The organism is Flavobacterium sp. ACN6 (assembly GCF_002304005.1).
Lineage (GTDB): Bacteria > Bacteroidota > Bacteroidia > Flavobacteriales > Flavobacteriaceae > Flavobacterium.
On the sequence record NZ_MRCQ01000012.1, the window covers coordinates 140,075 to 159,368 of the forward strand.

Below are 19,294 nucleotides of genomic sequence, written 5' to 3' on the forward strand. Positions count from 1 at the left end.
CTGCTTCATGAATATTGCTGCTCCAAAACCTTCTTCCAAAACTAAAAAAAGTATTTTTCGCGCTGTAATTACCAATCTGACATTTTGGGTTTTGATTGCTATTATTGCCGGGGTTTTGCTTGGCCATTTTTCTCCCGAAAATGGAATGAAAATGGAAATTTTAGGTAAAAGATTTGTTGATCTAATTAAACTTTTTATAGGTCCAATAATTTTCCTGACAATTGTTTTGGGTATTTCTGGAATGGGAAATCTAAAGAAAGTCGGCCGAATTGGTGTAAAAGCTTTAGCTTATTTTGAAGTAGTTTCGACAGTCGCGCTGGCAATTGGTGTTGCCGTTGCTTATTTGTTTCAGCCTGGAAAAATTGACAAATCTGGATTGACTTTGGGCGATGCAAGTCAGTATACAAATGCGGGTGCAGAAAACTTTTCGTGGCTTCAGTTTTTCTTTTCCAATTTTACGCTGCAGGTTTTACTGGCGGCAATTGTATGTGGAATTGCTCTGAATTTTTATAAAAAAAGAGAACAGACTATTTTGGTTTTAGAACGAGTTTCAAACGTGGTTTTTCTAGGCTTAAAATATGTAATGTATCTCGCGCCAATTGGTGCTTTTGGCGGCATGGCGTATACAATTGGAAAGTTCGGATTGGGAACTTTGATTCCGCTTGGCAAATTGATGCTCTGCGTTTATTTAACGATGGCGCTTTTTGTGTTTTTAATCTTGGGAAGTATTCTGAGATATTACAAAATAAGTATTCTTTCGATTTTAAAATATATTAAAGAAGAACTTTTATTAGTTTTAGGAACATCATCATCAGAAGCTGCTTTGCCGAGTATTATGGTAAAATTGGAAAGAATGGGCTGTAGTAAATCGGTTGTTGGATTGGTGATTCCCACCGGTTATTCTTTTAATCTTGACGGAACTTCGATTTATTTATCAATGTCGGTAATATTTTTAGCGCAGTTGTACGATGTACATTTGAGTTTTTTCGAAATTTTAACCGTTATCGGAATTTTGATGATTACTTCAAAAGGTGCAGCGGGAGTTACTGGAAGCGGATTTATTGTTTTGGCATCGACTTTAACAGCACTTCATAAAATTCCAGTCGAAGGTTTGGCTTTTTTATTAGGAGTCGATAAATTCATGAGCGAAGCCAGAGCTATTACGAACCTAATAGGAAATACAGTCGCTACAATTATAATCTCTAAAACCGAAAGAGATTTTACAGAATTGAATCTTGATCCAGTTTTAGAAACCTAATATTTTGCCGCAAAGGCACTAAGTCGCAAATAATTTTATAAAAACTTTGTGTCTTAGTGCCTTTGCGGCTGTAAAAAATACTATGATTCGTCTTTTGTTGTACGAACCAAACTGATTCCTGACATAAAAAAAACGATTCCCAAAATACCGTAAATAATCAGTGATTTGATATCTCTGGTTTCTCCCGATGTGCCGGAAAAAATCACGGCAGTATATATAAGTCCTACAATTCCGAGTATTGTCAATAGTCCTCCGAAAAATCTTTTTAGGTTCATGATTGTTAGATTTAAAATTTCTACTCAAATGTATTATTGAAATTGCTATTAATTGTTATACAATTGTTTACTAAACTTATATGATTTGCAGGATGAAATATTTTAAAAAGTAGGATGTAAGAAAATAATTTTAAATTTATTAGTGTAATATACTATTAATACTATTTTTGTTCGAACCAATTTAACAACAAACCATGACCAAAAACTACTTCGTTCTATTTCTTTCTGTCCTTTTTATTACTGCTGCCAACGCTCAAGATGATGCTCCTGTTTCTGTGGTAAAACATCAATTTAAGATAAACGCTTTATTATTGCCAGGCTTTGTATATGAACATGGATTTTCTACCAAAAATACTTTGTATTCTGAAGCAAGCATAGTTCTTGGTTATCGACATAATAGCTGGTACGACGAATCTACTTGGTATTTTACACCAAGAATTACAGAACAGTTTCGTCATTATTACAATTTAGAAAAAAGAGCAGTTAAAGGAAAAAGAACAGACTTTAATTCTGGAAATTTCATTGCTTTACATGCTAATTATGACTTTCAGTCTATATCTGCAAATAAATGGTTTAACGAAGAAGTCCCTTCTTTTGCAATAGGTCCGGTTTGGGGAATTCAACGTACTTATAAGCGAAAATTAAATATAGATTTATATGTTGGAGCAGGAGTATTAATCGATAAATATGATACGGAATTTACTCCCCTTGCAAACTTTAGTTTAGGATGGGTAATTGGAAAATAAAATTTCATTTAAAATAGAAAAACCTTGATGCGTCAAGGTTTTTCTATTTTAAATTCTAAGCCAATATTACGAACACTTTCAATTTTGATTTTTGGATCTGAATTAAAGTATTTTCGAAGTCTGCTGATAAAAACATCCATACTTCGGCCGGAGAAATAATCATCTTTTTTCCAGACTGACATTAAAATTTGATCTCTCTTTAATAATTGGTTATGGTTGAGATATAAATATTCAATAAGAGAAGCTTCCATTTCTGTAAGCTGTTGGACGTGATTTTTATTATTGAGAGTTAGTCTTTCATTATCAAAAACATACGAGCCAATTTCAATTATATTATTCCCTTCTAGACTTCTTTTTTGTTCGATTCTCTTTAGAATATTCTGCAGACGCAGAATCAGTTCGTCGACTTCAAAAGGTTTTATGATATAGTCGTCTGCGCCCAGCTTCAATCCAATAATTTTATCTTCTTTTAACTTTCTTGCGGTCAGAAAAATAAATGGAATTTCGGGATTGATTGTAATTATTTTTTCGGCCAATGAAAATCCGTCCATTTTTGGCATCATTACATCAAAAACACAAATATCAAAAGTCTGGTTTTTAAAATAATCTAAAGCTATTTCGCCATTTTCTGCCCAGATAACTTCGAATTGATGCAGTTCTAAATATTGTTTTAAAATGGCTGCAAAATCAAAATCGTCTTCAGCTAAAAGTAATTTTTTCAAAATAAGGTAATTAAACTTTTAATAAAATAGTAAACTGAGTTCCTTTTCCTAAATCGCTCACAACGTTAACAGAACCCTGATGCGCTTTGATAATTTGATCAACATAGTACAATCCCAAACCTAAGCCTTTTGTATTATGAAGATTTCCCTGTTGTACGCGATAAAACTTATCAAAAAGGAGTGATTGTTTGTTTTTCTCAATTCCGATTCCGTCATCTTCAATGCTGATAGAAAATTGATTTTCTATAATTCTGGTTTTTATCGTAATTGTTTTCGAACCATATTTTACAGCATTTTCCAGAACATTTAAAAAAGCAGTTGTCAAATGGAATTTATCTAAAACTAAAATGGTTTTCTGCGTTTGAAAATCGGTTTTAAGATTAATTCTTGGAAATGTAATTTTAAAATCATTTGCAATGGAAAGCAGAAAATCTTCGGTTTCTATTTTTTCTTTCTGTAATTCAATTTCGTTTTCTGCCAAAGAATTCGCCATAACCTGATCAATTAAACTCTGCAGACGATTGTTTTGGCGCGAAATGGTATTGACAATTGCATTGAAATTTTCGTCGTTGTCACGAATATTTTTCTGTTCTAAAATCTTTGTCGAAATACCCAAAGTCGCCAACGGCGTTTTAAGTTCGTGCGTAATGTTATTGATAAAATCGGTTTTTACATCGCTAACTTTTTTCTGTTTAATTAAAGCTTTTAAAGCGATTATGAAAAGTGTTATAATCGTAAGAATAGAGAATAAAGATAGAATAAGAATAAATGTCATTCTTCTTAAAATAATCATTTCCCAATCGACAACAGAAACATACATAGAATCTTCTGTCAATAATTTATATTCCTGATTTTCAAAAGTTCCGTTTGTGGTGCCAACATAACTTCGAACCAAAAAAGCTTGGTTTAAAGAAGCCAGATTTCCATATAATTTGTTTTCAATAAAAGGCTTTTCAGAAAAAATAGTATCTACTTTTCTTGTGTTTTTGTAGAGTATAAATTTGTTTAGAACAATTGCGAAATCAATTTTGAAATTGGGTAAATCGCGTTCAAACTTTCGTTGTATTTTTTGTGTTATTGCATCTCGAAATTCATTTTCTAAAACACTATTTTTGATGTCCAATTTGGTGTCTTTTCCTTTAATATAATTCTGAGACAAATTTTTATAAAGCGCTTCTTTTTTAGAAACCAATGCCGAATCAATGTAACTGTAATTATTAGTGATCTGTGCAATTTCATTTTTTATCTGTGTATGAAACTGCGCCACTTTATATTCATAAGCGGTTTTTACCAAATAGCATTGCACCGTCATTAAAACAATTAATGCGACTACAGAAAATGCGATTAATAAATTGATTCTTTGCTTCATTATATAACACGAAGATTAAACTGATTGTATATTTTTTATTTTCTCGCAGATTTTGCAGATAAATTGTATCTCAAAATCTTATTAAATCTGCTTAATCTCCAAAATCTGCGAGAGATTATTACACACAGAAAAAACGATTTATACTAATTTATATATTTTAATTTTCTCGCAGATTAAGCAGATTAAATTGATCTTTCAAAATCTGCTTAAATCTGCTTAAATCTGCTTAAATCTGCAAAATCTGCGTTAAACTAGCATGCTGATTTATAAAAATTTCTGTTCTATTTCTCGATTCAAAAATAATGCTTTTATAAGACAATCTCGAGATTAACTGTGCATTAACCTTCGATTAACTTTCGGAGCACTTTTTTAGAAGCATTTTTGCAGTGTAATTAACCAAAATTTTTATTTCAAAAATGAATATTTACCTGCCACTAAAACTTCTAATTGCACTTTTGCTTTTTTGTCTTTCATTTGTCGCAAACGCTCAAAATGAAATTCTGAAAGATTCTATTTCGCAAAAACTAAACGAAGTTGTTATTACTCAAAACAAAAAGACTTTTACCAATTCAAACGGAAATATAAAAGTCGATGTTGCGAATTCTATTTATAATGCAATTCCAAATCCTGTTGATCTGCTTTCCAGACTTCCGTTGGTGCAGGTAAACCCAAACCGCGAAAGTATTTCAATTGTGGGAAAAGGAAATCCGCTTATTTATATCGACAATCAACGCGTTGGAATGAATGAGTTAAATGCCTTGGCTGTCGCCGATATCAAAACAATTGAGATCATTCAGAATCCATCTTCAAAATATGAAGCCGAAGGTCGAGCTGTGATTTTAATTACCAGAAAATTGAGTAAAAAAGATAGTTTTAAAACGGATATTTCCGAAACAGCCTCTTTTAAAAAACATTATAATAACTATTTGGGTTTTAATTCTAGTTTTAAAAAAGGTAAATTGGAGTGGAAAGCCAATTTCAATTACAATCGCCGAAATCCTTGGGAAAATCACAGCATTGCTTATCAGATTCCGCAGGCCGATATTATTTCTGATTATGATGTAACGGCCAATTCTCATGTCAATCAATATATTTTTGGAGGAGGTCTGTTTTATAAAATTAATGAAGAGGATTATGTGTCGGTAAATGTCAATTCTAATCTTCGAAACGATACTTTTGATATTAATACGTTTACTTTTAATCAAAATCAAAATGACCAGAACAATGTTTTTACGCTAAGCGATAATTCGAGTAAAAAGAATTTCATCAATTCTTTTGTGAATTATTCTAAAAAAATAAAAGCAATTGATACTAAACTTTTTGCTGGTTTTCAATATTCGAATTTCAATCAGCATTTATGGAGTTTGGTTGAAAATAATTATAATGAAACCGAATTGGAATTATCTCAAAACCGTGATCAAAAATTTAATGTTGATGCTTTTTCGGGGCGAATTGATTTAGAAAAAAAGTTTAAAAACGAAATGAATCTAGAATACGGCGGACTTTATTCGGCAGCAAAATCTAAATCAGATTATGATGTTTTTGATTATCAAAAAGATGAAAACACCACTTTTGATTATAACTTTAAAGAAGCCAATTTAGCTGCTTATTCACAGCTTTCTGGGAAGATTAAAAAAGTCAGTTTTTCTGTTGGACTTAGAGTTGAAAACACGAATGTAAGCGGAAAATACAGTACAGATAATGTTTTTTTAATTGATAAAAACTATACCAATCTTTTTCCAAAAGCGCAGTTTTCGTTTTCAATAGACAGTACTAAAAGTGTAAGTGTAGATTATTCTAAAAGTATTTCGAGACCCAATTATTCTTCTTTGAGTATGATTGCAACCTACATAAATCCGTATTTTATTTACGGCAGTAATATCAATTTAGAACCTACATATATGGATGTTATTTCGACTGTTTTTCAGTATCATGATAAATCGCTAAAACTGACTTTGTATCAAAACAGAAATCCCGTCTATCAAGATTTTGTATTTGATAATGAAAATAACATCTTGACTTTTACAGAGAAAAATTTCCAAAAAGAATCGGGATATAATATTGAGCTGACATTACCTTTTACCTATAAATTCTGGACAAATACAAATTCTTTAGTTTTTACTAAAAATAAAATTGAAGATGAAAATGCATTATTTAATTCTTCTAAACCTTATTTATATTATTACTCCAATAACAGTTTTAAACTCCCAAAAGATTTTACATTCGTGCTGTCTTTTTGGGGAGCAACGAAACAAAAAGAAGGTGTTTTTGAGCGAAATGCAAAATTGATTTTTGATATGTCGCTGGCAAAATCCTTTGGTAAAAACTGGAATTGTACTTTGAGTTACAATGATGTTTTTAAAAACACTATTTACTCAGAAAGATTTACGATAAATAATATAAGTTCTAGAGCGAGATATTTGGTTGATGCAAATGAAATTTCTATTACCCTTCGATATTCTTTTGGAAAAATAAAAGAAAGTGAATTTAAGGAGAAAAGTGTAAACGAGAATGAAAGCCGAATCAAGTAAAATGAAAAATTCAAAAAAAAAATTTCAAATTCCAATTTGAGACTTGGAATTTGAAATTTAAATATTAAAAAATTGAATTAATTATCCTTCGTCTTCTTCAACTTCTTTTTTAGAACTGTCGTGCGGTAATTCCTCATCGTCATCGGTCGAATTCAATTCAAAGAAACTAAAAAACGAACCGCCATAACTTTTTTGAAAAGAGAAATTACTCAGATGATCCATTTTAGTGTATTTAGAATGCTCGATAATCATCATCCCGTCATCCTCCAATAAATCTTTTTCAAAAACCGTTAAAACAATTTTTTCAAAAGTTGTCTGATCCAATCCGTATGGTGGATCGGCAAAAATAATATCGTAAGTTGTTTTGCAGTTTTCTAGAAACTTAAAAACATCACTTTTAGTCGCAGCAATATCAAAATCATATTCTGATGAAATTTGTTTGATAAACTTTACACATCCAAAATCACCGTCAACAGATGTAATTGGAGCACTTCCGCGTGAAGCGAATTCATAACTGATATTCCCAGTTCCCGAAAATAAATCGAGCACCTTTAAGCTGTCAAAACTAAAATGATTATTCAAAACATTAAATAATGCTTCTTTACTCATATCAGTCGTTGGTCGTACAGGCAGGTTTTTTGGCGGAAAAATTCTGCGTCCTTTGTATTTTCCTGAAATGATTCTCATGATTGAAATAAGATATAATGTTTTTGATTTTGAGCAGTTGTGAAATTGTTCTTTTCTTGCAGTTTTGTAACGTCTAGAAAAGAAATATGACGGATGTATTTGTATGCAATAGCATAAAACGGATCATTTTCTGTAATGGTTCCCAACAATTCCAATTGAAAACTTTCTGGGTTCAAACTCAATTGTTCTGCTGTAAATAAGATGTAATAAATAAAATCTTCCGGTGTATTGTATTCAAAAGAATTGAACAATAAAAGCTTCTGATTTTGAACGACAATAATCTCGAAATTCCCTGGGTTGAAATTAATTACCATTTTCTTTTCGTCATTATTACGCGAATTATCCAGAATTTTTTCGACCAAAATACTATTGGCATGCTTGTAATCAAAAGAACCAACATTATCGATCAAGAAATTATTGATGTTGATGTACGGAATGTAAACCGAATTCATCTGATAATTTGAAATTTGATCGAAAGTAAAAAAGTCAGTTTCAAATACCTTAGTAGTATATTGAAGGTAGCTTCCCAAATAGTTTTCATCAAACAAAGCAGCTGGCACAAAAGTCGAAAGATTGTTAGTATGAATAACCAATACTTCATCATACGTATTTCTTAATTCAGGATTATTCTTGAATGCATCGCTGAATAAATCTTCAATTTTAGGAGTTTTCTTGGAAGTTTCAAAATTAATTTCTTTAAATGAAGTAATTACATTATTTAAAGTATCGAAACAGCAAAATGAAAATCCAGTCAGAGAAACCTGAATAGAAAGTTTTTTGTAATTTTTTGAAGTAATGTTAGTGTTTTGTAATGACATAGTTGATTTACAATTCGTTACCTGTTTTAAATCAAGAAAGAATTTAGGCGACCACAAACTTACAAATTAAAAAGGAACAATTATAACTGCAATTTCAAAAAACAATTTGAATTAAACTTTACTGTAAGGTTAATAAACAGTTTATTTATTTGAAATATAGTGAGTTGTGTTTTGTGTAGATATGATTTGATTGCAATCTTAAATGTTTAGCATTATTGCATTGAATTTTAAAGTTTGGAATTTGGAATTTGATTCTTGGAATTTAAAATTAAAAAAGTCGACATTTGTATTTCAATATTACTTTATGAATTCTGCACTGTTTTACGGTATTTTACAAAAACGATTTCCTTTTGCTCCAACTCACAAACAGGATATTTTTTTTCAGAAAATTGCAATTTTTTTAACCGAACCCCAAAATGATACAATTTTCGTTTTGAAGGGATACGCCGGAACGGGAAAAACAACCGTTATTTCTACTATTGTTCATAATCTGGGCGATATCAATAAGAAGTTTGTGTTACTGGCACCAACAGGCCGCGCGGCAAAAGTAATTGCTAATTACTCCAATACGCCAGCATTTACAATTCATAAAAAAATATATTTTCCTAAAAAATCATCGGGTGGAGGTGTGGCTTTTACCAAACAGCAAAATAAACATAAAAATACCATTTTTATTGTCGATGAGGCTTCGATGATTTCAGACAGTACTTTAGACAGCGGTTCACTTTTGGATGATTTGATTAATTATGTCTATTCTGGAAATAATTGTAAAATGATTCTTTTGGGAGATACAGCACAGCTTCCTCCTGTAAATTTAGATATTAGTCCTGCGCTTGATATTCAGACTTTAGGAATACATTACGATAAAGAAATCGAACATATCGAGCTGGACGAAGTAATGCGTCAGGAAGAAAATTCGGGGATTTTATTCAATGCGACAGAATTACGTGAACTTTTGAAAGAGAGTTTTATAACCGAGTTCCGATTTAATGTAAAGAAGTTTAAAGACATTGTCCGTTTAACCGATGGTTACGATATTCAGGATGCAATAAATATGGCGTACAGCAATTATAGCATTGAAGATACTGCTTTTATTGTTCGTTCGAATAAAAGGGCAAATCAATATAACGAACAAATCAGAACCCGAATTTTATTTAAAGAAAGTGAACTTTCTGTCGGCGATTTTTTGATGGTTGTTAAGAATAATTATTTCTGGCTCAAAGAAACCGATGAAGCTGGATTTATTGCCAACGGAGATATTATTGAGGTTTTAGAATTATTCGGAATCAAAGAATTGTACGGTTTTAATTTTGCAAAAGTAAAAATCAGAATGGTCGATTATCCTGACCAGAAACCTTTTGAAACGGTTTTAATTTTGGATACCTTAAAAAGCGAATCACCATCCTTAACCTACGAAGAATCAAATCGTTTATATGAGGAAGTGATGAAAGATTACGAAGATGAAACCACAAAATACAAAAGATTCCAAAAAGTAAAAGAAAACGAATATTTTAATGGTTTACAGGTAAAATTCTCCTACGCAATTACCTGCCATAAATCGCAAGGAGGGCAGTGGAATACAGTTTTTATCGAGCAGCCTTTTTTACCAAATGGCATTGACCGTGATTATATCAGATGGCTTTACACGGCTATGACACGTGCTAAAAATAAATTATATTTGATAGGATTTAAGGACGAGAATTTTGAGGAATAAAAGTTTGCCACGAATTACACGAATTCGCACCAATTTTTTTTTATTTAATTTATTAAAAAGCTCAGTAGATGAGCAGAAATAGAAAACTGTCACACAGAATTAATTAGTGATAATTAGTGAAATTCGTGGCAAAAGAACATATACGAATGACAACACTAAACGACTTACATTCGATTTCATCAACGTTTTCGAATACAGATAAAATGCCAGTTCTGTTTTTAGGACACGGAAGTCCGATGAATGCGATTGAAGAAAATCAGTTTGTCGCAGGTTTTCGGGAATTGGCCAAAACATTACCGCAGCCCAATGCCATTTTATGCGTTTCGGCGCATTGGTTTACCAAAGGAACAAAAGTAACTGCAATGGAAATGCCCAGAACCATTCACGATTTTGGAGGTTTTCCACAGGCTCTTTTTGACGTACAGTATCCTGCAAAAGGAAGTCCAGAATTAGCTCTTGAAACTCAGAAAATCCTAGATCCCGTAATGGTCGAATTAGACGAACATTGGGGATTGGATCATGGCGCATGGAGCGTAATTAAACATTTGTATCCTAATGCAGATGTTCCGGTAATTCAGTTAAGCATTGATTATACCAAATCGGGTCAATATCATTTTGAATTGGCGCAGAAATTACAAGCATTACGTTATAAAGGTGTTTTGATTATTGGAAGCGGTAATATTGTTCATAATCTACGAATGGTTGATTTCAGAAATTTTGATAAAGACAATTATGGTTACGACTGGGCAATTGAAGCCCGCCAGACTGTAAACGATTATTTATTGGATGGTAATTTTCAGCCGCTGATTGATTTCGAAAAAATGAATAAAGCCGTTCAGATGGCTGTTCCAACGCCAGAACATTATTTGCCATTGCTTTATACTTTAGGTTTAAAAGACAAAACAGATGAATTGGATTTGTTTAATGATAAATTACTGGCTGGTTCTCTTAGTATGACTTCGGTAAAAATAATGTAAAGAAATTCAGTAAATCTCTTTGAAAATATTTGAGAATCTCGGTGTTAGATTATTTCGCATAGTTACACGTAGATTTTTACAGAGTTTCACAAAGAAAAATAAATTTAAAAAAATTAGAATGAAAATAATAGCGGTAATTCCGGCGCGATATGCATCAACACGTTTTCCTGCAAAATTAATGCAGGATTTAGGAGGTAAAACGGTAATTTTAAGAACCTATGAAGCTTCTGTTGCAACAAACTTATTCGACGATGTTTTTGTAGTAACCGATTCTGATTTGATTTTTGATGAAATCGTTTCCAATGGCGGAAAAGCAATTATGAGTATCAAAGAACACGAATCTGGAAGCGATCGTATTGCCGAAGCCATTGCAGATCTTGATGTTGATATTGTGGTAAATGTTCAAGGTGATGAACCTTTTACAGAAGCGGCACCTTTAGAGCAGGTTTTATCTGTTTTTAAAAATGATCCAGATAAAAAGATTGACTTGGCTTCGCTAATGCGCGAAATTAAAGATGAGGACGAAATCAACAATCCAAACAATGTAAAAGTTGTGGTAGATCAGTCGCAGTTTGCGTTGTATTTTTCAAGATCTGTGATTCCGTATGCAAGAGAAAAAAATGCTGGAGTACGATATTTCCAGCACATCGGAATCTATGCTTTTAGAAAACAGGCTTTGTTAGACTTTTACAGCCTTCCTATGAAATCTTTAGAAGCTTCTGAGAAACTGGAGCAGTTGCGTTATTTAGAGTTCGGAAAACGCATTAAAATGGTCGAAACAACCCATGTTGGAATTGGAATTGATACGGCTGAGGATTTGGAAAGGGCTAAGGCTATGTTGAAGGATATTTAATTTAACTATAACATGATCGTGAGATTAGCTTTGTTTTTATTTGCAATTACTACTATGGTTTTTTCACAAGAGAAAAAATGCGTAGACTTTAAAACTGGAGTATTTTCATATATTAATCCTGTTTATAAAAGATATAAAGTCGTTAGAAAAGAAAATGTTCAAATTGAAACAGATACAGTAACTGGGATTGTACTTGAAGGGGCAATAGAATGGAAATCTGATTGTGAGTACGTTTTAACTTATGTTAAAGTTCCAGATAATGCAAAAAATGGAATTTTAGGTCAAAAGATTAACGTTCAAATAAACAATATCACAGGAAATAAAATTCTATGCCGATCAGAAGGACTAGGTTTTAAAAAAGACATAGAAATGATTAAAATAGATAATTAGCGAAAAAGAAATATTTTATGTCATTTTACTTCGAGAGAATCTCCGCAAGAAATTCGACAAAGATTGCGTAAGAACTTTGTCAAAGTTTTAAACTTTGACAAAGTTGATAAGGAATAACAAATAACTAAAAAAAAGCTCCAAAATTTTGGAGCTTTTTTAGTATCTAGAATATTCTAAATCTTAATATAAACTAGGAAATTTAGAAGGATTAACTTCATGCATCATATCGTACACTTTCTCAAAAATATCTTCTGCAGAAGGTTTAGAGAAATAATCTCCGTCAGTTCCGTACGCAGGTCTGTGCGCTTTAGCAGCTAAAGTCTGCGGTTTGCTGTCGAGATATTTATATGCATCCTGTTCTTCTAAAATTTGTTGTAAAATGTATGCCGAAGCGCCACCAGGAACATCTTCGTCGATTACTAAAAGACGGTTTGTCTTCGCAATACTTTTTACAATATCTTCATTAATGTCAAACGGAAGAAGCGATTGAATGTCGATAACTTCGCAGTCAATTCCTTGTTCTAATAATTCGTTAGCAGCCTGCTGTACTAATCTTAAAGTAGATCCGTAAGAAACTAAAGTAATATCTGCACCCTCTTTTAGTGTTTCTACAACTCCAATTGGAGTTTTGAATTCACCAAAATTCAGCGGTGTTTTTTCTTTTAAGCGGTAACCGTTTAAACATTCAATTACCAAAGCAGGTTCGTCACACTCTAAAAGTGTGTTGTAAAATCCTGCAGCCTGCGTCATATCTCTCGGAACCAAAACATGAATTCCACGAATCGCATTGATAATCATTCCCATTGGAGAACCAGAATGCCAGATTCCTTCCAAACGGTGTCCACGGGTTCTAATAATTAATGGTGCTTTTTGTTTTCCGACAGTTCTATATTGTAAAGTAGCTAAATCATCACTCATGATTTGAATAGCATACAATAAGTAATCTAAATATTGAATTTCGGCAATTGGTCGTAAACCTCTCAAAGCCATTCCAATTCCTTGACCGATAATAGTAGCTTCACGAATTCCGACATCGGCAACACGAAGTTCTCCGTACTTTTCCTGCATGCCTTCTAAACCTTGATTTACGTCACCAATGTTTCCAACATCTTCACCAAAAATTAAAGCTTCTGGATATTTAGAAAATAAAACATCAAAGTTATCACGTATAATCATTCTTCCATCTGAATCTGCTTTTGCATTTTCAGCGTATTTAGGGAGAACTTTTTCAATAGAAAAAATATTTTTAGAAGATTCAGAATACAAATTACTGCTGAAATTTTTCTGAGTTTCGGCGATGAAATTCGTAATCCAATTTGATAAAAGCACTTTACTGTTTGGAACTTCAATAAAACGAAGAATCTTTCTAGCGTAAACCAATAGTTCCTTTTTCAAAGGCGCTTTGATTACACTTAGCTCAGCAATTAATTTTTTAATTCTGTCTTTATGATTGATACTTGCTTCAGCAATTTGTTCCAATAAACTAAGAAGATTTTTTTGATCTTCTATAATCGGATTGATGAAAGAATTCCAAGCTTCTTTTTTAGCTTCTAAAACCTCTTTCTTTAATTCGAAATCAAGTTCTGCTAATTCCTCAGGCGAAGCAATATTAATGGCAATCATCCATAAACGCATTTGGCGAATACAGTCAAAATCTTTTTCCCAAGCCAGTCTTTCAGTACTTTTGTAACGTTCGTGAGAACCAGAAGTAGAGTGGCCTTGAGGCTGCGTCAATTCATTTACGTGAATTAAAACAGGAATATGTTCTTCGCGCGCAATTGCTCCGGCTCTTTCATAAGTCGAAACCAATTCGGCATAATCCCAGCCTTTAACTCTAAAGATTTCATAACCTTTAGCGTCTTCATCGCGCTGGTATCCTTTTAAAATTTCAGAGATATTTTCTTTAGTAGTCTGATGTTTTGCATGAACCGAAATTCCGTATTCATCATCCCAAACACTCATAACCATTGGTACTTGTAAAACTCCTGCAGCGTTTATAGTTTCAAAAAACAAACCTTCAGAAGTACTTGCATTACCAATAGTTCCCCAAGCAACTTCATTTCCATTTACAGAAAATTTGTCTTTAGTAGTAATTCCGTCAACATTTCTATAAATTTTAGAAGCTTGCGCTAATCCCAATAATCTTGGCATTTGACCCGCAGTTGGAGAGATATCTGAGCTTGAATTTTTTTGTTTAGTTAAGTCTTTCCAAGAACCGTCTTCGTTTAGACTGTGCGTTACAAAGTGTCCGCCCATTTGTCTTCCGGCAGACATTGGATCAAAATCTAAATTGGTATGACCATATAAACCAGCAAAAAACTGCTTTGGACTCAATTCGCCAATAGCCATCATAAAAGTTTGATCACGATAGTATCCAGAACGGAAATCACCATTTTTAAAAGCTTTAGCCATGGCCAGCTGTGGTACTTCCTTTCCGTCGCCGAAAATTCCAAATTTAGCCTTTCCTGTTAATACTTCTTTTCGACCTAAGAGACTACATTCACGGCTTGTTACAGCAATTCTGTAGTCATTCAATACCTCAGTTTTGAAATCTTCAAATGTCAGTGTAGTATTGTTTTTTTCTTTTATCATAATCTTGAAGGGTCATGTTTATGTCGCGAAATTACTTAAAAACAATCAATAATCATAATTCTTTAAACTAAATATAATTTAATTATTTGTATTTAAAATCAAAAAACTACGTACTTTTTTTATGTTATTTCTATTTAAAATTTATTATTGTTGGTAAATCCGCAAGTTTTTGTTTAAAATTTATTTGATTAAAACCATTTTCGGGTAAAAAGAGTGACTAAAGTTTTTGGCGAAAATGTGATAATAAATCGTATTTTTTCATTGTATTTCGTTTGTGCAACTTCCCATCCGTTATTAGAATAAACAGGAAAATAAAGTTCAAAGTAGTCTGGAACCAGATTTAAACGAACACCAGTATCGTAAGCAAAATAATCTTTATGATGCTTATTTTTCAAAAAACCAACGTCACCGTAAAGTTCTACCCAATTCCAAACAGCATAACTGGCATTTAAAGTGGTCATCCATTGATTGGCGTAAGAAGGTTCTAATTGTGACTTAAAACCACCTTCGGCAATTACATACTGCTGACTGAAAAAGCCTGTCGTTTCTGATCTTCCAAAGAGATTATAATCAAATAAATAATCCGTTGGGCGATCTAAGCCAAAACTAAAATAATCTGAATTTGTTGTATTGTAAATGAAACTTCCAGCAAATAATCTTAGGTTTAGTTTGCGATTATTTTGGAATAATCTTCGATATTCGACTTCCCCGGAAACTTTTCCAAAGCCTCCCGAAAATTGTAAATCGGTCATAAAGCTAAAATGATCAATCAGTTCTGTTTTTGTATTGGAATAGCGGGCGTTAAAAACAGAATAATTTGGTTCTGAATTGTCGGTGATAAATTCGCTCGCTTCACGATTTACAATAACCTGGCGAAATAAAAACTGCTGTTTTCTATTGTCTCTAAAATCTTTTTCGCGAATGCGGAAAACTACCATCGGATTCAATCTTAAATAAGTTGCATCTGGAGCGTAGTGAAAATAGTTCTGACTGATAGAATAACGTACATTAAATAAAGTGCTGTTTCTATAATATTGATTCCAAGAAAAAGCAGATGAACCTGAAATTGTCCCCGCTTTTATGGAATATGCGGGATTTATATCGAAATTAAAAGGCTTATCTAAAATGGTTTTATTATGAAAACGAATTCCCGGTGTAAAACCATCATAATAATTGTAAGTCAAAGTCGGAATATATAAAATCTGATTGTAGTAAGGATCTTCTAAATCCTTAGCAAAATTAAATTTAATCGGGCGATTGGTTACCGCAAGATGTTTTAATGATTTCCAGTTGTTTCTTTGGTTGTATTCAGGAACTTCATTGTCATAGTTGATAACAATTTTATCCGCATTTTTTCTGTCAAATTCGTAAACAGAATCTTTGGTTTTTGGTTCAATCCATTCTTTAAAAACGACTTGATTTTTTTTAAGGCCGTAAACAGGAATAGGAGCATAAATTCCAGTTTTATTTTTAATCCAAAACTTTACACTGTCTGCGGTTCTGGAAACGTGCGAAAATTTATAATCAATAATATCTCTCGAGTCGATTATCGTAGAAAAGAACCAATCTATATTTTTTGGACTTTTTTTAATGAGTATTTTTTCAAAATCATAGCGATTCGTTTGTTCCTGTTTGTTGAGATTGTAAAATTCTTTTATACTTTCCGGAACAATATTATGATTCAAATAATCATCCAAATAACTCAAACTTAAACCTGCGCGGTACTTGCTCGCGATTTGTTCGTTAAATTTGATTAAAGTGTTTTTAGGATCTCCCAAGGGCTGATCTAAATTTTTACGCGCCATCAGCATATAATAATAGCTGTATTGCTCATTAAAAGTTAGGTTGGTAATATTGTAACTTTTAAAAAGTTTCATGTCCGAAAGTCTTCCCAGCATTTTTTTATCCAAATGATTTTCTTCCATGTATTTCATCATGGCATAAATCTGAATTCCGTCGTAAACCCAATTGTCTTTTCTTGGATCAAGACGCAGACTATTTTTGAGATATGTACTTAAAAATGTTTTTAAAAACTGAATTTCAAATATAAAATCATCTGAAAACGGACTTATAAACGAAGGAAGCTGATTTAACCCATAAAACGGATTTCTATCATAATCTATTTGAGAAATCGTGATTTTTTCATGCGGATATTTCCCAATAAAAGTTTCAGCAAAAGAGGCAACCCTGTCAATGATTATGGCCTTTTGAATTTCGTCGATCTTCTTGTTTTTTAGATTTGTCTCTACTTCTATAGATCCATTATCATACGCTCTAAAGCTATTTTGTCTTTCGATATACAGACTAAAATCAGTTCTGTTTTTACCCGAAAACGAATATGTGCTGTAATCGCTGTACTCTGTATTTTTAGAAACCGAATTCAAATCTGTTGAAACAGAATACTGATTCGGGATTTTAATCTCAACTTCATAATCTGTTGCAGCATTCGCAATATCATCTAAATTGAAATTGTTATATGCTATAAACGAATGATTTTCATAACGTGCAGGGCTTATAAACCAGTTTTTTAAAGCCATTCCGCCATTTTGGTCGAAGCCAAAATTGGTAAATTTATCGTTAGGGGTTTTTGAGATATAAGTAAGATGTAAATCAATTTTTTCGCCAGGGGCAAGTTTCCGATTTAATTTTACGATAATATAATCAGGATTTTTGTCTGTTCTTTCCCATTCCAAAGCCATAGAATTGCTGTCTAAAAGATTTAGAATGGTAGTTTTTCCTCTATCTGCCGCTTTTGCCAAATGAAAGCCCCGGTAAAATTCATCCGAAAAACGTTTTGCCAAAGGCGTATTTTTATCTGCAAAAGCGTTATTCCAATCGTTTAAAGTAATTGAAATTAAGGTGTCATTAGAAGTGTTGTAGTACGTAATATCTTGTTTTACGTTCAGTGTTTTTAGTTCGAGATTTACCGCCACCTCCATCTTAGACTGATGTTGTGCTGTAAGTTTTATTGAACTTAATAAAACCAAAACGGTGCAGATAATTTTAAAAAACAATTTCAAGTATGGCGCAAAATTTATCAGATATACTTAAGTTACGTACATAAAGTTACTTCGGATTTTTGTAAAAATAGCATAAAAAAAGCTGTTTAAAAAAACAGCTTTCAATTTTTATGATTTTAACCATAATAAGGAATAGTAGAAAATTTAAGTTTGCTTAGTTTCGATGCTAAGATTAAAAGATCTTATATCACTTATATGTTGGAAAAAAATTAGAAATTCGGACTTAGATCGTATTTCTTGTAGAATTTATCCAATACATCAACTACTTCATCTTCAGTATCTACAATCTTAAATAAGTTTAAATCATCTGGACTTACCGTATGCATTTTTTCAACCAAAACAGTCTTAACCCATTCGATCAAACCAGACCAAAATTCAACTCCAACCAAAATGATCGGGAATTTTCCAATTTTCTTAGTTTGAATTAAAGTGATCGCTTCAAACAACTCATCCAAGGTTCCAAAACCACCTGGCATTACCACAAAACCCTGCGAATATTTTACGAACATTACTTTTCTCACAAAGAAATAATCGAAATTCAAGTTTTTATCGTGATCAATATACGGATTAAAATGCTGTTCAAAAGGCAGTTCGATATTCAAACCAACCGAAATGCCGCCTCCTAAATGTGCGCCTTTATTTCCAGCTTCCATAATTCCAGGACCACCGCCAGTAATTACACCATATCCCGCTTTACTAATTTTGTAAGCAATTTTTTCGGCCAATAAATAGTACTTATCATCTGGTTTTGTTCTCGCAGATCCAAAAATAGAAACACAAGGACCAATACGTCCCATTGCTTCGTAACCATTTACAAACTCCGACATAATTTTAAAAATTGCCCAGCTGTCATTCGTTCTAATTTCATTCCACGTTTTTTGTTTCAAACGGTCCTGAATTACTTTATCTTCATCATTATCAAAATCTTCTAATCTCATTTTAGGTATTTTAATTTAATATTTTGTTATTTTTTTCCTTGTTTTCATTTTGAGCGTGGTCGAAGGATAAGGAGCTATTTCCTGCTGTCCGCTCTATCTTTTGTGGTGAACCCCACCACAAAAGGATGCCGCTACCATCAGGGCTAGGGCAGTTGGTTTCATAAGTTATTTAAATCTTGAAATAGAAATCTCTCAAAATTCAAATTTTTTACAAAAACGGCTAGCTAAATTAAGTCTTTTTTTGAGAATTGTCACAAGAATGCATATTTATTAATTTAAATGTAACAAATATGATTAAGTTAGTTTTGGTTTTTAGTTCATTATCAGTGTATTAATAAGTTGAATCAAAATTGGATCTTTATTATTTAAAAAGCTCCATTAATTTGACAAGTCAATGTATGATA

Annotated in this window: 15 protein-coding genes; 7 read left to right on the plus strand and 8 right to left on the minus strand. The window is 32.3% G+C overall.

Annotated elements, in window-relative coordinates:
- Positions 1–7: 7 nt before the first annotated feature.
- On the plus strand, positions 8–1,258 hold the full coding sequence (locus BSF42_RS17590; RefSeq protein ID WP_095954400.1) for a cation:dicarboxylate symporter family transporter: 1,251 nt from the start codon (positions 8–10) through the stop codon (positions 1,256–1,258).
- 80 nt (positions 1,259–1,338) lie between these two features.
- On the opposite strand, the gene BSF42_RS17595 is transcribed toward BSF42_RS17590, so the two are convergent.
- On the minus strand, positions 1,339–1,533 hold the full coding sequence (locus BSF42_RS17595) for a hypothetical protein (RefSeq protein ID WP_095954401.1): 195 nt from the start codon (positions 1,531–1,533) through the stop codon (positions 1,339–1,341).
- A gap of 194 nt (positions 1,534–1,727) precedes the next feature.
- Here BSF42_RS17595 and BSF42_RS17600 point away from each other — a divergent pair, with 194 nt between their 5' ends.
- Positions 1,728–2,279 carry a hypothetical protein gene (locus BSF42_RS17600; protein WP_095954402.1) on the plus strand — a complete coding sequence of 184 codons (552 nt, stop codon included), beginning with the start codon at positions 1,728–1,730 and terminating at the stop codon, positions 2,277–2,279.
- A gap of 32 nt (positions 2,280–2,311) precedes the next feature.
- Here the strand turns inward: BSF42_RS17600 and BSF42_RS17605 are convergent, their stop codons facing one another.
- Together BSF42_RS17605 and BSF42_RS17610 are read right to left on the minus strand one after the other, a co-directional pair.
- A complete protein-coding gene (locus BSF42_RS17605) occupies positions 2,312–3,001 on the minus strand; it encodes a response regulator transcription factor (protein ID WP_095954403.1) in 690 nt (229 codons plus the stop codon).
- A 10-nt stretch (positions 3,002–3,011) separates the two neighbouring features.
- Complete coding sequence (locus tag BSF42_RS17610; RefSeq protein ID WP_095954404.1) at positions 3,012–4,370, minus strand: sensor histidine kinase KdpD; 1,359 nt, start codon at positions 4,368–4,370, stop codon at positions 3,012–3,014.
- 416 nt (positions 4,371–4,786) lie between these two features.
- Here BSF42_RS17610 and BSF42_RS17615 point away from each other — a divergent pair, with 416 nt between their 5' ends.
- Positions 4,787–6,901 carry an outer membrane beta-barrel family protein gene (locus tag BSF42_RS17615; protein WP_095954405.1) on the plus strand — a complete coding sequence of 705 codons (2,115 nt, stop codon included), beginning with the start codon at positions 4,787–4,789 and terminating at the stop codon, positions 6,899–6,901.
- Positions 6,902–6,982: 81 nt separating this feature from the next.
- Here the strand turns inward: BSF42_RS17615 and BSF42_RS17620 are convergent, their stop codons facing one another.
- Positions 6,983–7,588, minus strand: a complete 606-nt coding sequence (locus BSF42_RS17620; protein ID WP_095954406.1) for an RsmD family RNA methyltransferase — start codon at positions 7,586–7,588, stop codon at positions 6,983–6,985.
- On the minus strand, positions 7,585–8,406 hold the full coding sequence (locus BSF42_RS17625; RefSeq protein WP_095954407.1) for a DUF3822 family protein: 822 nt from the start codon (positions 8,404–8,406) through the stop codon (positions 7,585–7,587). The genes BSF42_RS17620 and BSF42_RS17625 overlap by 4 nt, the downstream gene beginning before the upstream one ends.
- Before the next feature lie 304 nt (positions 8,407–8,710).
- Here BSF42_RS17625 and BSF42_RS17630 point away from each other — a divergent pair, with 304 nt between their 5' ends.
- From BSF42_RS17630 to BSF42_RS17645, 4 genes are all read left to right on the plus strand, one after another.
- Entirely contained in the window at positions 8,711–10,120 is a 1,410-nt protein-coding gene (locus BSF42_RS17630) for an ATP-dependent RecD-like DNA helicase (protein ID WP_095954428.1), read from the plus strand.
- Positions 10,121–10,266: 146 nt separating this feature from the next.
- Positions 10,267–11,097, plus strand: coding sequence for a 4,5-DOPA dioxygenase extradiol (ygiD, locus tag BSF42_RS17635; protein WP_095954408.1), 831 nt, complete (start codon positions 10,267–10,269; stop codon positions 11,095–11,097).
- Between the two features lie 118 nt (positions 11,098–11,215).
- The gene (gene kdsB, locus BSF42_RS17640) at positions 11,216–11,950 is read left to right on the plus strand and encodes a 3-deoxy-manno-octulosonate cytidylyltransferase (RefSeq protein WP_095954409.1); all 735 of its coding nucleotides are present in this window, start codon (positions 11,216–11,218) and stop codon (positions 11,948–11,950) included.
- 18 nt (positions 11,951–11,968) lie between these two features.
- Complete coding sequence (locus tag BSF42_RS17645) at positions 11,969–12,340, plus strand: hypothetical protein (RefSeq protein ID WP_141248476.1); 372 nt, start codon at positions 11,969–11,971, stop codon at positions 12,338–12,340.
- Positions 12,341–12,520: 180 nt separating this feature from the next.
- On the opposite strand, the gene BSF42_RS17650 is transcribed toward BSF42_RS17645, so the two are convergent.
- From BSF42_RS17650 to BSF42_RS17660, 3 genes are all read right to left on the minus strand, one after another.
- Positions 12,521–14,932, minus strand: a complete 2,412-nt coding sequence (locus BSF42_RS17650) for a thiamine pyrophosphate-dependent enzyme (RefSeq protein ID WP_095954411.1) — start codon at positions 14,930–14,932, stop codon at positions 12,521–12,523.
- 188 nt (positions 14,933–15,120) lie between these two features.
- Positions 15,121–17,871 (minus strand): aminopeptidase, encoded by a 2,751-nt coding sequence (locus tag BSF42_RS17655; protein WP_095954429.1) that lies wholly within the window; start codon positions 17,869–17,871, stop codon positions 15,121–15,123.
- Between the two features lie 290 nt (positions 17,872–18,161).
- Positions 18,162–18,890, minus strand: a complete 729-nt coding sequence (locus BSF42_RS17660; RefSeq protein ID WP_095954412.1) for a TIGR00730 family Rossman fold protein — start codon at positions 18,888–18,890, stop codon at positions 18,162–18,164.
- Positions 18,891–19,294 lie beyond the last annotated feature (404 nt).